The following is a 12,908-nucleotide window of genomic DNA, read 5'->3' as shown; positions in this document are numbered from 1 at the left end:
GGCCCCGTTGAGGGCCCTTTGAGTTTTTCAAAACTATTTTTCTTTCTCGTAGGCCTTAATCACTTCGTCTGTAAGGTCAGAGTCCGGAGTGGAGTACAAAACACCTTGGTTGTTCTCAAGAACCAAAGTGTAACCTTTGTCCTTTGCCAATTTTCCAATAACTGTTTTCATTTTAGTCAAAATTGGAGCCGTTAGCTCGCGCTCTTTCTTTTGAATTTCCATCTGGCTTTTGCCTACGATATCACGGTACTTGATCATTTCTTCCTGAAATTCTGCTTGTTTTTTACCAAGAGCATCTTCAGAAAGAACTGATTTTTTCTTTTCAAGATCTTCACCCATCTTTTTCAGATCAGCTTCTTTTTTCTCAAGATCTTTTTTCTTTTTGTTGAACTCAGATTCAAGTTCAGCTTTGGCTTTTTTACCTGCAGAAGTTGCTTGGATAGCTTTCTGCATGTCTACGAAGCCTACTTTGCTGTTTTCAGCCGCTTGAGCCGCCACTGTCATCATGAACACAGTCGCTGCGATAATCATTTTTCTCATAAAAAATTCCTCCATAAAATTTTAAACATTCAAAATCAAATTAGAAACTTGGACCAATCGAGAACTCGAACACCGAAGCGTCGTGGTAATTCGGATCGCGGTTCAGCGGGAAGCCCCACTCGAATCTCAACACCCCGATCGGTGAATACCAACGAAGACCGAAGCCCACGTCTGCAAACCAGCTGTCACTGGTCAAGACGTCATCAGCGGCACCCACGTCAAAGAATCCTGCACCCATGATGCCAGCATCTTTCACCAAAGGGAACTGCAATTCAGTACGAGCCATTGCCTGCTGAGTACCACCATAGAAACGCATCGCCTGAATTTCGGCTTGTTCAGCAGATAGTGGCGGATTAGTCACAGCCGGATTCGTTAAATCGTTATAGATTTTTTGAGATCTTTTCATTTTACCAACACGGTAAGAACGGAAACCACGTAGTGAGTACGGTCCACCCAATAAGTACAATTCATTGAAAGGAACATCCTGACCATCAATTCCATCGATACGTGCGTACTGAAGATCATTTCTCCAAACCACATCCCAGAAGATGTTTTTGAAATAGTTGAATCTTGTGCTGGCACGGTTGTACTTCAGCTGACCGAAACCCGCATATTCATAAGATGCCGAAGCAAAGATACCTTTTGTTGGAGAGAATCGGTCATTACGTGTGTCGTATTCCAAAGTCCCCGTCAAAGAAATCGTTTCACCCGAGGCTGTCGCCAATGGGAACAAGTCTTCGTCCGTGATCACTTTACCAGTTGAATCCTTACGTTCCGTCAATTCTGACTTATCGTATTTTGCGCGCAAGAAGCCACGAGTGAATTCCGCAATGGGATGTCCCATACGAAGCGACATACCCGTGTGAGCCTCATCGTAGTCCACACGACCCGTATTTTGGCTTCGATAGAGATCGCCACCCAAAGACCATTCAGTGTCATTGAAGTAGGGTTCTGTGAAAGACAAGCTATAGTAGCTGCCCGTTCCGCTTAAGTTAACATTCGCACCCAAGTTTTGACCACGGCCCAAGAAATTCGATTGCTGAACCGAACCTTGCAACGTGAAACCTTGAGACGTTCCGTAACCAGCACCCAATTGAATTTGTCCTGTATTACGTTCTTTAACGGCGATATCGACATTCATCACGTCTGTTTTTTCTGGATCCACAGATGTTTTAAAGTTCACATCCTCAAAGAAGCCCAGACGTTGGATATTTTCCAAGGACTGACGACGACGAGTTTCGTTGTAAAGCTCACCCTCGTGAACTTTCAACTCACGACGAACCACCTTGTCACGGGTTTTGGAGTTCCCAACAACGTTGATTTTACCGAAGTAAACTTTGGAGCCTTTGTCGAACTCGAAGACCAAGTCCATCTTGCGTTCTTTATCATTAGCCCGCGTGCGCGGGATGACGTTGGCAAAAGCGTAACCCAAGTCACCGTATTTCGCCGTCAACTCGCTGATGTCTTTTTGCAAAACTTCATAAGAGAAAACGCCGTTTTTATCGATCTTGATGGCTTCGAAAAGTTCAGCTTTAGGGAACAACAAGTCGCCCGCGAAATCAACATCACCGACGGAATACTGTTCACCCTCTTCCACGTGGAAAGTGATATAGATATTTTTCTTATCCGGAGTCACTGTCACTTGGGGACGATCGACTTTCGCCTGTACGTAACCTTGGTTGTAGTACATGAAACGAATGATCTGAACGTCACGGTCGAAAGCTTCTTGCTTATATTGACCCGAGCCCGACATCGCCGAGAAGAAACCACCCTCTTGAGTGATCATTTTGCTTTTAAGCTCGGCCTCTGTCAGATTTTTAGCTCCAAGGAATGTCACCTTGCGAACTTTTACCTTGTCATTTTCACGAATTTTGAAAACCAGGCGCACTGTTTCATCTTGAGTGATGTTTTGAACTTCGGCTTCCACACGAGCCAGGAAGAAACCTTTGTCTTCGTAAAGTTTTTGAACTTTCTCGACGGCTTCTTTTACTTTAGACATGTTTAACAGCTGGTATGCTTTGATACCTGTGGCATCTGCGATATCTTCGGATTTGATTTCACTGTTACCTTCGTAAGTGATTTCAGTGATGGATGGTTTTTCCAAAACTTTATACGTCAACACGGCTTCTTTGCCTGTGACTTGACGATCAACTTCGATGTTATTGAAAAAACCAAGTTTGAAAAGAGCTTCTACATCTGCACGAACAGTTGCCGCGCTATATTCCGCTCCCGCTTTTGAAGCGATCTTAGTCAGAATGGCATCTTTTTCGATTTTGCGATTGCCCGCTACTTCGATGGATTTAATCGTGATACCAGAAGACGCGGGTTGAGCTGGCGCAGACGCCGTCGGCCCATTCTTCTTGGGAGTTTTTTTCTTGGGAGCCGCCATCGCAGTCGATGTGGCAGTAACTAATAACAAAGTACACAGAAGCTTAATCAAGTTCGAATCTCCAACCGAGAGGGACCTTTCACGGTCTCAATTTTCAAAAATCTCAAAGATTTCTCGATAGTTACCTTTTAAACTCGAAAATCGTAGCCCACGACCGAAGTCTAGTACATAAAAAAGCGACCGAGTGACTAGCGGCGGCACAGTGGTCGAGATCTTGAAGCTAATTAACGCTAACTGACTTGAGGACAATTAATCACTTCAAAACACCGCCTCTTATACCGATAAAAAGTTAATCCGTCAGAGGTGATTTGATGACATTTATGGCACGACTATCAGCATTAGTTTTCTTTGCATGTCTTGGGGCCTGCAGCTCAGTGTCTCTTAAAAACATCGATCGCTATCCAAACATTGTAGGCGGAACTGAGGTCTCAGCTGATCACTTGCTGGCAAAGAAAGTTGTCCTAATTTTAGGCACAACTCAAATGGGTGGCAGAGGATATTGCACGGGCATCGTTATCGACAAAGACGTTATCCTCACCGCTGCTCATTGTATCAATCCCGCAATCGTCAAATACTACGTCATTCCACATATCGATATGTCTCCAGAATCAGGCTATGACCGCGTCAGAGATTCCATTTTAGTTACGAAGTGGATCACCCATGAAGACTATGTCGACGAGGGAAATAAACAATTCAATGACGTCGCTCTGTTGAAATTGGAAAGACCCGTCCCCGGCGATTATGAACCGATTCCATTGTATGATGGCAAAGCAAAACTTTCGAGTCAGGAAGTCACATTGGCAGGTTACGGCCGAACAAGTGAGACATCCCGCGATTCCAGCTATCTGCGCTTTACCACAAAAAGCATCAAAGATGTTTTAGTGAACTACAAAGGCGAAAAGGGCGCGATGTATTTAACCAATGGTGACGTTAAGGGCGCTTGCGAAGGTGATTCCGGTGGACCGGTGTTTTACGAAGTAAACAAGCAGGTTCAATTAGCAGCCGTGATCTCCACCACTTTTGGTCCCGATGCGATGACATTTTGTCACGGCATCGTGAAAGCGATGTATGTTCCAGATTTTATTCCTTGGATCGAAAAAAACAAGCCGCTTTTAAATCGATAAGCGCCGTTTCCTTTAGACCCAAAGACCGTCTTTCATTCTGTAGACTTTTGGAAAGCGTGTCGCAAATGTCAAATCATGAGTCACGATAACCAACGCCAATTTCATTTCTTCTTTCAAGCGGAAAAACAATTCCTGAATTTTTCCGCTGGTATTTGAATCCAAGTTCCCCGTCGGCTCATCCGCAAACAGAATTTTAGGGTGACGAACCAGGGCCCGAGCAATCGCCACACGCTGCAGCTCCCCACCTGATAATTGATTCGGATAGTGCTCAGCACGATCCGCAAGCCCCATGAACTCTAACAAATGCAAAGCCTTTTCTTTCGCGGCCTTGGGTGCTTCGCCTGCCACTCGGCACGGAATCATCACATTTTCCACCGCATTGAATTCACTTAACAAGTGATGGAATTGAAAAACGAAGCCCATTTCTGCATTACGAAACTTTGAAAGCTCTTCATCATTCATCGCGAGCAAATTACGACCTTCAAAAGTCACCTCACCCATCGTCGGACGATCCAGAGTTCCCATGATCTGCAAAAGCGTACTTTTCCCCGCTCCGGACGAACCTAAGATCGCTAAAGCTTCACCGCCATGAATGTCCATGCTAACACCGCGAAGGATTTCTAATTCGCCATTACCACTGGGATATGACTTGTGAATATTGCGAACGGAAAGAAAATGGCTGGTTGGATTATTCATTTCGCAGTCCTTCCATAGGATTGAGATCAGCCCCACGTTTTGCCGGAGCCAGTGTCGCCAGAAAACAAATCAACATCGTTGCGACACAAATAGCAATTGTATCTAAAAAGCGGATATTAACTTGGATAGAATCAACTCGGTAAACCGCGCCGGAGATCAAACCCAGGCGACCTTGAGCCCAATTGAAGAGTACGCACAATATCAAACCCAAAATAAAACCCAGGATCAAGCCCGCAGCCCCCAGGATAAGTCCTTGGGCCGCGAAAATTTTAATCACGTCTTTACGACTGACACCCACGGTTTTTAAAATCGCGATGTCTTTAAATCTTTGCATCACATTCACAAATAACGAGGACGAGATATTAAAGGCTGCCACGAAAATAATGATGGAAACGACAAAGAAAATGACGGGTCTTTCGACCGCCACTGCATCGAAAAGGTTTTCATTCGAATCACGCCAGTCGCGAACCCAATACGGCGAGCCCAATGCCGTACTAATGCGAAAGCCCGCCTCGCGAGCATAGGCGGCGTCATCAAATTTCAACATCAAGCCTGTATAACGATCACCGATGGCAGCCACATCCTGAGCGACCTTCAGATCGATCATAATAAAGCGTTCATTCCACTCGTATTTTCCTAGCTCCACCACACCTTGCAGCTTAAATGTCCCGACTTTTCTGTTAAAGCTTGATGGATCAGAGGAATCTGCAATGGGTAAAACCACGCGAAATTGATCGCCAATGTTAAGACCCATTTTTTTAGCAAGGCCGGAACCAATCAAAGCCAGGGGGACGTCGGATGGTGCTGACAAATCAGCAGAGCCCTCTTTCACCCGGCTTCCCAGATTCAATGTTTCGTTCACTCTGTCTTTATCGATTCCCTCTAAAAGCACACCGGAAATTTGCCCGTTGTGGGCCATGATGCCTTCTACGAAAACAAAGCGTGCAGCACTCACCAATTTGGGATCGGCTTTACGGATTTTTTCTTCAAGTTCACGCCAGTCATCCGGAAAGCGCGAACGCTTTACCACTTGCACATAACCCGAAACATCGGTCATGGCTTTTTGCAAAGTCGTTTCAAAACCACTCATCACGGCCATGGACACAACCAAAGATGCCACACCCAAAACCAAACCAAATAATGCCAAGGGAGCAGCCCCCCCGAACAAGGTTCTTTTTGAATTCAGCAATTTCCAGGCAATCCAGACCAGGGAGTTTCTATTCACGAGGGCTTCACTTCCTGGTTCACCTGTTCTTTTAGGTAAGCCATGATAAAGCCATCCAAATCACCGTCCATCACGTCATCGACCTGATTGGTTTCATAATCTGTACGGTGATCTTTCACCATTTGATAAGGGTGCATCACGTAAGAACGAATTTGCGAGCCCCATTCATTGGCTTTTTTAGAGGAGTTCATCGCATCTTTTTCGGCATTGCGTTTTTCAAGTTCAATTTCGTAAAGTTTTGCTTTCAACATCTTCAAAGCTTTTTCACGATTTTGCACTTGGGAACGTTCAATTTGGCAAGATACGATCACACCCGTCGGGATGTGGGTCATACGAACTGCAGAGTCCGTTTTATTGACGTGCTGACCACCGGCGCCGCTGGAGCGATAGGTATCTACTTTCAAATCTTCTGGACGAATTTCGATATTGATATCGTCATCAACTTCCGCCCACGCAAACACAGACGAAAACGATGTGTGACGACGAGCATTCGAATCAAATGGAGAAATTCGCACCAGACGATGCACGCCTGATTCCGCTTTTAAATATCCATAAGCATACGGGCCTTCAATCAAAAGCGTGCAGGATTTAATCCCAGCACCCTCGCCCTCGGTCATCTCGATCACTTGAGTTTTATAACCGTGTTTATCCGCGTAACGCGTGTACATACGCAAAAGCATTTCCGCCCAATCGCAAGACTCGGTCCCACCGGCACCCGAGTTAATGGAAAGGTACGTGCTATTGCCATCAAGTTCTCCGTTAAGAACTCGTTTCAATTCTAATTCTTGAGCTAATTTTTCCAAGGAAGAGACTTCAGTTTTAACTTCGGTAAAACTGCCCTCATCGGTGGCTTCTGCTGCCATTTCCAGTAGGACTGAAGCATCACTCAAACGACTCGTAAAAGAATCAAACTCACCCACGGCTTTATCCAGCAGGCTTTTTTCCTTATTGAGCTTTTGCATTTCATCGGGCTTCCCCCACAATGCGGGGTTTTCCGCCTGAATTGCCAGCTCATCAAGGCGCTTTTTCTTTTTATCTAGGTCAAAGATACCCCCGAAGCTCCTTGGCGAAGCTTTCGAGTTCGTTGATACGTTTTTTAACGTCTGAGGATTCAGTAATAATCGACATTTATATTCCTACTTCTGATCCAGTGATCCTGGACCCGATTATAGTTATTTCTAAATGTCAGGGTGTCAAGTGGGGCTACGCAGCAAACGCTCAAAGATCGCATCTTGCAGATCGAACATCTTTTTCGCGTCTTTTTCATTCGTCTCGTGATCGTACCCCAAGAGATGCAGTGTTCCGTGCAACAGCATGTAACCCAGCTCTTTTTGGAAAGTCAGCTTGTGTTCCTTCGCTTGTTTTTTCAGCACTTCAGGGCACAAAATAAGTTCGCCAAAACTGGAGGGATCCATCGAGTCAAATGACAAAACATCCGTGGCATAGTCTTTCCCACGGAATTCGTTATTGATCTTTTGTGCGGGTTTTTTATCTAAGAACACCAACGTCAATTCACGACGGGCTTTTTCAGCGTTTAGTACTTTACGCTTTTTAAGCTCCGCCACCACTTGATCCATCCATTCCTGAATGAACTTGCGAGGCACCGTGTGTTTCGACTCATTGATAATCAGAACCTGCATACTATCCTTGTTTTGTCGTTGGCGTGGATTCACCCAACTGGCCACCGGCAGAGCGTGGGTAATCAATACGCTGATGGTATATACCCAAAAGAATGCGAATGAAAGCGGCTTCAACTTTGGAAATATCTTTCAGGGTCAAATTACACTCATCCAACTGCCCGTCGGAGAATTTTCTTTGCACAATATTTCTAACGATATTTTGCAGGCGCGCTGGAGTTGGCTCATCCAAAGATCTTGCCGCCGCCTCGATGGAATCCGCCAACATACACAAGGCGGCCTCACGAAATTGCGGTTTCGGACCTGGGTAACGGAAGTCTTGATCGCTGATTTCTGGGTCTTCTTCTTTTTTAAGATCCAAAGCTTTATTATAGAAATAAGAGATCAACGTTGTTCCGTGATGCTGAATAATACCGTCGATAATAGGCTTACCCAGCTTATAAGCCACACCCATCTCCACCCCGTCTTTTACGTGGGCGATCAGGAGTGTTTTGCTCATAAATGGCGAGATATGATCGTGCGGGTTATTGCCTGGTTTTTGATTTTCAATAAAGTAGTTCGCGTGCTCCATTTTACCGATGTCGTGGTAATAGCACATAACTTTACCCAGGAGCGAGTTCGCACCGATTTCCTCGGCTGCAGCCTCCACCATGGAACCCACCATCATGGAATGGTGGTATGTTCCGGGTGCTTTTACGATCATGTCTTTTAAAAGAGGATGATTGAGGTTTGAAAGCTCCAGGAGTTTTACGTCTGTCGTATAATTGAAGATGGACTCCAAAAGCGGAATGAACATCATCGCGCACAAAGAACTTAAGATACCACCGATGAAACCTGCTGGAATGGCGAAAAGAATTTCTCTTAAAGCACCCTCTTGATCAAAACGAGTCATCGTTAAAACGAAGGCGATCACCAAGGCATTCACGACCCCGGTTCTGACCCCGGCAAAGTAAATATCATTCCTCGTTTTACAATTAAACACGCCCCGGGCGGCGGCGATACCGCCGATCATACTGAAAAGCATCAGGGCATAGTTGTAATCGACCATGATTCCCAGACACAGGGACACGAAAGCCGTGTACAACCAAACGATCTCGCCAGATGTAATTAGAAGACCAACAAGCATGGGCCCCGCCGCAATCGGAGCTGCATAAAGGAAGAATGTTGCCGGCAAAAGATGTCCTAGTTTTGAAACGAAGGCCGCGTCTATCACGAACAGATAGACTTTGGTGAAAAGGATCGTGCCGAAAGTGATCAGCATCATGACCATCAGGTCTTTGAAGTCCACTTTCACTCTGTTGAGGCTGAAACGTTTTAAGTACGAAAAGAAAACGATGATGGCCATGGAAAGCATCAACGCCATTGCGAGCGCCGTCAGATCCTTACGTTTATCAGAACGGATGTTTTCGATTTGCTTAACAACCGCCATATGGAAAGGCTGGACGACGGAGCCCTGAGCCACGATCACTTGATTCTTTTTGATCGTGATATTCACTGGAATCACGGCATCGCGGGAGGCTTGTTTGCGGCTGGCTGTTTCTTGTTTGTTCAGCGTGAGGTTTGGTACCAGAAGCGATCTTGCAAAATACAGAATATTTGCGCGATCCCCTTCTTGAAAACGATCCAGCTCTTTGCGATCTTCCAGAGTGAAGTGATCGGGATCCTGGATATCCACGATTTCGCCACGAGAGATATTAAATTCACGGCCCAGATTATTACGATGAACGACGCGAGCCACCACTGTGGACTGCCCTGCGGGGATAAAGCGATCTGGGGCTTCGGCGATTTTTTGTTCGTACCAGTTTTCCAGATTACGAATCATGATCGCTTCGATACGGGCGCTGAACTTGTTATCGATCAGCCACTCGTACATGAAATCAGAAACACTCACCCCGAGCTCTGATTCAAATTCTTTTTTGTATTGGAAAAATTCTTTTACTTTGGCTCTTTGGGCTGCGGGCTGTTTGGGCCAGACCACTTCGCGCTGATAGTTTCGCATGGTGCGGAATGAATGAATCAGCCCCAGGGAGACTCTTTCGAAAACACTCGTATCAAAATCATAAACGACCGGGACGGCGTACTCGGCCTTCATGCGCTTTTCTTCTGTCGTTACTTCGTCGGTCATTTCGAAACCGATAGGAGATGTTACGTCGTATTTTGCGACATCCCCGACATTGAAGTTATAAGGCACATCGAATTGATAAAAGATGGTGTAAGACAAAAGAACACAGTACAGGAAAATAAAGGCCGCTCTGCGCACGAAAAGCTTTTCTTCCAGCATATGCAATGCACGCCCGAAGAAAGTTTTTTCGAGGCCAATGGAATCAACCCAGTCCAAAAACTTTAGACTGTGATCTTCGTAATTAACCCGAGTCGCATGACTCTCATTTTTTTTTGAACCTTTACCACGCTGAGGCATATTACAGACTGTTGTCCTTATCCCGATTAGCGTATCGCTAATTAACTTAATTGTCGAAATCACTCTGTGTTTGCGCTAAGATAGAGCGGATTCCATCAAAAAGTCGAGGCGCTGTATGGCAAAAACTCCTGCTGAATTACGTAATATTGAGTCCTTGGTCGAGATCGTCGCAAGTCTTCGCGGCCCCGACGGCTGTCCTTGGGACAAAGAGCAGACTCATGAGTCTTTGACCCAGTATGCAATCGAGGAAACTTTTGAATTGGTGGAAGCTATTGAGAGTGCTCCTGCCCAGCGCGATCGCAAGATGAAAGATGAATTGGGGGATGTGCTTTTCCAAGTGGTTCTTCACTCACAATTAGCTTCCGAACGTGGAGCATTTACTCTGGCTGACGTGATTGAAAATGTGGCAGAAAAATTGGTGCGCCGCCATCCCCATGTGTTTGGCGATGTGAAGGTTGCTGATTCCGCTGAGGTCGTTAAAAACTGGGACGAGATTAAAAAGAAGGAATCTGGTATTGGCGGTGATGGCGTTAGCGGCGCAACACCGGATTACGCATTAAAAGTCCCCCCCCTTCCCGCTTTGCAGCGCGCCTATAAAATAGGCAAACGCACTGAGAAATACAAATTCGACTGGGAAAATGTCGAAGGCGTGATGTTGAAGGTCGAAGAAGAATTCGATGAATTGCGTGAAGCTTTGGATAATGACGTGGATTCTGAAATCGAGCACGAGCTCGGGGATGTTTTATTCTCTTTAGCGCAGCTGGGCCGCCATTTGGGTATGGAACCCGAGCAGGTTCTTCGTAAAGGCAACGCTCGCTTTGAGGAGCGCTTTAATAAGATGGTTAAATTCGCTTCGGCAGATGGCAAAGACTGGGGCGCCTTGAATGTCGAAGAGAAAGAGCAGTTTTGGTTGAAAGCTAAGGCGGCTCTTAAAAAGTAGATTTATCGAGAGCATTTTCTAAATGCTTCTCGTTCACATCACTTAATTCTTTATTCTTAATTCAACCCTTATCGGTTCTCATTCCTCAATATTCAAGGCAATCTCTACTCTAACGTTTACAGTATAAATTCTCCGGGACTCTGCGCTCCATATAAAAGCGCAGAATCCAATATTAGCTAACAACAACACCGGCCTGGTGTCGATAGCGAAGTCGATTATGCTGACCGCAGAGTACCTGCAAGTTTGCTTCCGAATTATCTCCTCCTGCCCAGCGAGGGATAATATGATCAACCTGCAAACCGGTTTTGCTTTCACAAATCAAACCCGTCTTTTTATCGACATACTGGCAACAGCGATCACGCATTAAAACAAATCGACGCGTTTTTGGTGTTAGCGTTGTATTTTGACTCACCATAGACACCGCTGCGGTGTTTTTGCGATTCGCCGCTACCTGAACATCCCGGAACCCCTCGTTGTAAGTTGATAAGCCATCATACTGTTTCTTCGTGACAATATCCTTCATTTCAGCTGCTCCTTTCACACCCACCTCTTTCAATCTGATGAATTGGGTGCAAAGGATTTCGATCAAGCCCGCAAGTGAATGATCATGATTCTGCTGCAGCAAATGAAATCCAAGATGCTGAGACTTCATCAACAGTTCGTACTGCTCTTTGGAAAGCGTTAATTGTAAATGAACCGATTCATCTTTTTGAACCATCTGCTTATCGGTTGGCTTTAAAGGTAAATCTAATGCAGATGAAAGCTCCTTCTGCGTATCCCAACAATTCTTGCCATCGACCAAGGCAAGCAAGGAAGCTTTTTCTTCAATGGAGACACCCGTTTTCTGAACCCGTTCCTTTTGTTTAATAGCGCTTGAGACCTGGCACAATTGTGACAGATTCAATCGGCCCTCTTCGACCTTTCCCGCCATTTCTGGTACGTCTCTTAATAAGCGAGCAGCATACAGCCTTTTTTCAGCGGCAGTTTTACTGTAACCATGCGTGTGAATCAGATAGCTCAATGTAGAATCAAAACCACGGTCAAGGAACAATCGGCGGGAATCGATTTCTTTTACGTGCTCAAGAATGATGTGCAAAATCTTACGCTCATTCTTTACGAATGTTTTAAAGCTAGCTTCGAGCTCATCATTATTCATCTTAGAAAGTTTGTTCATGTAAGTCCTTTCGATGAGATTCTTATAGCACGGGTTTTTCGGAGGAATTTTACAGTGGCCTTGAGATCAAATTTAAACCGGCCATAAAAAGCGTTAAAAGCCTTTCCTAGAGGGATAAACAGGCATTTTGTGTTTTTCAAATTCAACAAAGAAATCGAACGAACAAGCCAATCCTCGAATGAGGAAAATCCCGTCAACAATATTTATGTTACAACTTTTTCAATGACATCGTGTAGACACCGTTTCGGTATTAATCCTCTCCCGCCCCGGCGGCTTACAAAAAATATTTCAAATATAAAGACATAAACAAATACAGCCAAGAGAGCTACGAAATAGAAAGATGCAGATCGCACTCATCAGAACGTTCAAGCGACGACTACAAATTGAAAATAGAACTTACTGACAGACAACCGAATAGAACGAAGATCGATTATTTCAAAAATAGTATATAGGGTGAGTGAGTGAGTGAGTTCTCCATCTCACAATCTGCAAAAAAATAAAACCCACAAAATGAAATATAATGATCCCATTCGACACTAAAAACAAAATCCAATTTCTGTCGAACTCTTTGTCCGAAGAACACAAAAACTCCACATCAACAAACTGAACACATGCAGAAAGACTTTCCACTTCCGCGGAAATTTACGTCCACATTCCGTACGAGTGAAAACAAGGTCGACCGTTTTCAGCAAAAATACATCGCCGTTACCCGCAACCCACCTCAAAAAATGTAAGTGAAATTCGTCAAAAAGTTCGTCATATTC

The 12,908-nt window shown here is 45.0% G+C and carries 10 protein-coding genes; 2 read left to right on the top strand and 8 right to left on the bottom strand.

Features of this window, described 5'->3' with window-relative positions:
• Nucleotides 1–33: 33 nt before the first annotated feature.
• Together HW988_RS07330 and bamA are read right to left on the bottom strand one after the other, a co-directional pair.
• Entirely contained in the window at nt 34–540 is a 507-nt protein-coding gene (locus HW988_RS07330; RefSeq protein WP_181606875.1) for an OmpH family outer membrane protein, read from the bottom strand.
• 40 nt (nt 541–580) lie between these two features.
• Entirely contained in the window at nt 581–2,980 is a 2,400-nt protein-coding gene (gene bamA, locus HW988_RS07325) for an outer membrane protein assembly factor BamA (protein ID WP_255490257.1), read from the bottom strand.
• A 269-nt stretch (nt 2,981–3,249) separates the two neighbouring features.
• Here bamA and HW988_RS07320 point away from each other — a divergent pair, with 269 nt between their 5' ends.
• On the top strand, nt 3,250–4,053 hold the full coding sequence (locus HW988_RS07320) for a trypsin-like serine protease (protein ID WP_181606874.1): 804 nt from the start codon (nt 3,250–3,252) through the stop codon (nt 4,051–4,053).
• 12 nt (nt 4,054–4,065) lie between these two features.
• Here the strand turns inward: HW988_RS07320 and HW988_RS07315 are convergent, their stop codons facing one another.
• The 5 genes from HW988_RS07315 to HW988_RS07295 all read right to left on the bottom strand — a co-directional run bounded on the left by HW988_RS07315 (nt 4,066) and on the right by HW988_RS07295 (nt 10,030).
• The gene (locus HW988_RS07315; protein WP_181606873.1) at nt 4,066–4,749 is read right to left on the bottom strand and encodes an ABC transporter ATP-binding protein; all 684 of its coding nucleotides are present in this window, start codon (nt 4,747–4,749) and stop codon (nt 4,066–4,068) included.
• Entirely contained in the window at nt 4,742–5,896 is a 1,155-nt protein-coding gene (locus tag HW988_RS07310; RefSeq protein ID WP_255490256.1) for an ABC transporter permease, read from the bottom strand. Before HW988_RS07310 ends, HW988_RS07315 begins: the two co-directional genes overlap by 8 nt.
• A gap of 74 nt (nt 5,897–5,970) precedes the next feature.
• Nucleotides 5,971–7,102 (bottom strand): peptide chain release factor 2 gene (gene prfB / locus HW988_RS07305; protein ID WP_370468154.1). Its coding sequence is split into 2 segments (ribosomal slippage): nt 5,971–7,020 and nt 7,022–7,102, totalling 1,131 coding nucleotides; the frame shifts between segments, so codons are not numbered across the junction.
• 65 nt (nt 7,103–7,167) lie between these two features.
• Nucleotides 7,168–7,614 carry an rRNA maturation RNase YbeY gene (ybeY, locus tag HW988_RS07300; protein WP_142699826.1) on the bottom strand — a complete coding sequence of 149 codons (447 nt, stop codon included), beginning with the start codon at nt 7,612–7,614 and terminating at the stop codon, nt 7,168–7,170.
• A 1-nt stretch (nt 7,615) separates the two neighbouring features.
• A complete protein-coding gene (locus tag HW988_RS07295) occupies nt 7,616–10,030 on the bottom strand; it encodes an HD family phosphohydrolase (protein WP_181606872.1) in 2,415 nt (804 codons plus the stop codon).
• Nucleotides 10,031–10,145: 115 nt separating this feature from the next.
• Between HW988_RS07295 and mazG the strand changes: the two genes are divergently transcribed.
• On the top strand, nt 10,146–10,970 hold the full coding sequence (gene mazG, locus HW988_RS07290) for a nucleoside triphosphate pyrophosphohydrolase (RefSeq protein ID WP_181606871.1): 825 nt from the start codon (nt 10,146–10,148) through the stop codon (nt 10,968–10,970).
• Between the two features lie 172 nt (nt 10,971–11,142).
• On the opposite strand, the gene HW988_RS19065 is transcribed toward mazG, so the two are convergent.
• On the bottom strand, nt 11,143–12,144 hold the full coding sequence (locus tag HW988_RS19065; RefSeq protein WP_220128822.1) for an HNH endonuclease: 1,002 nt from the start codon (nt 12,142–12,144) through the stop codon (nt 11,143–11,145).
• Nucleotides 12,145–12,908 lie beyond the last annotated feature (764 nt).

Origin of the sequence: Bdellovibrio sp. KM01 (assembly GCF_013752535.1) — a bacterium.
Taxonomy (GTDB): domain Bacteria; phylum Bdellovibrionota; class Bdellovibrionia; order Bdellovibrionales; family Bdellovibrionaceae; genus Bdellovibrio.
The sequence above is the reverse complement of the archived record's forward strand: the minus strand, read 5'-3'. Positions and strand labels throughout refer to the sequence as shown.

What these genes read in the sequence shown, in the direction of transcription:
- HW988_RS07330 (WP_181606875.1), bottom strand. Translation starts at nt 540, where the DNA reads ATGAGAAAAATGATTATCGCAGCGACTGTGTTCATGATGACAGTGGCG.
- HW988_RS07320 (WP_181606874.1), top strand. Translation starts at nt 3,250, where the DNA reads ATGGCACGACTATCAGCATTAGTTTTCTTTGCATGTCTTGGGGCCTGC.
- HW988_RS07315 (WP_181606873.1), bottom strand. Translation starts at nt 4,749, where the DNA reads ATGAATAATCCAACCAGCCATTTTCTTTCCGTTCGCAATATTCACAAG.
- ybeY (WP_142699826.1), bottom strand. Translation starts at nt 7,614, where the DNA reads ATGCAGGTTCTGATTATCAATGAGTCGAAACACACGGTGCCTCGCAAG.
- HW988_RS07295 (WP_181606872.1), bottom strand. Translation starts at nt 10,030, where the DNA reads ATGCCTCAGCGTGGTAAAGGTTCAAAAAAAAATGAGAGTCATGCGACT.
- mazG (WP_181606871.1), top strand. Translation starts at nt 10,146, where the DNA reads ATGGCAAAAACTCCTGCTGAATTACGTAATATTGAGTCCTTGGTCGAG.
- HW988_RS19065 (WP_220128822.1), bottom strand. Translation starts at nt 12,144, where the DNA reads ATGAACAAACTTTCTAAGATGAATAATGATGAGCTCGAAGCTAGCTTT.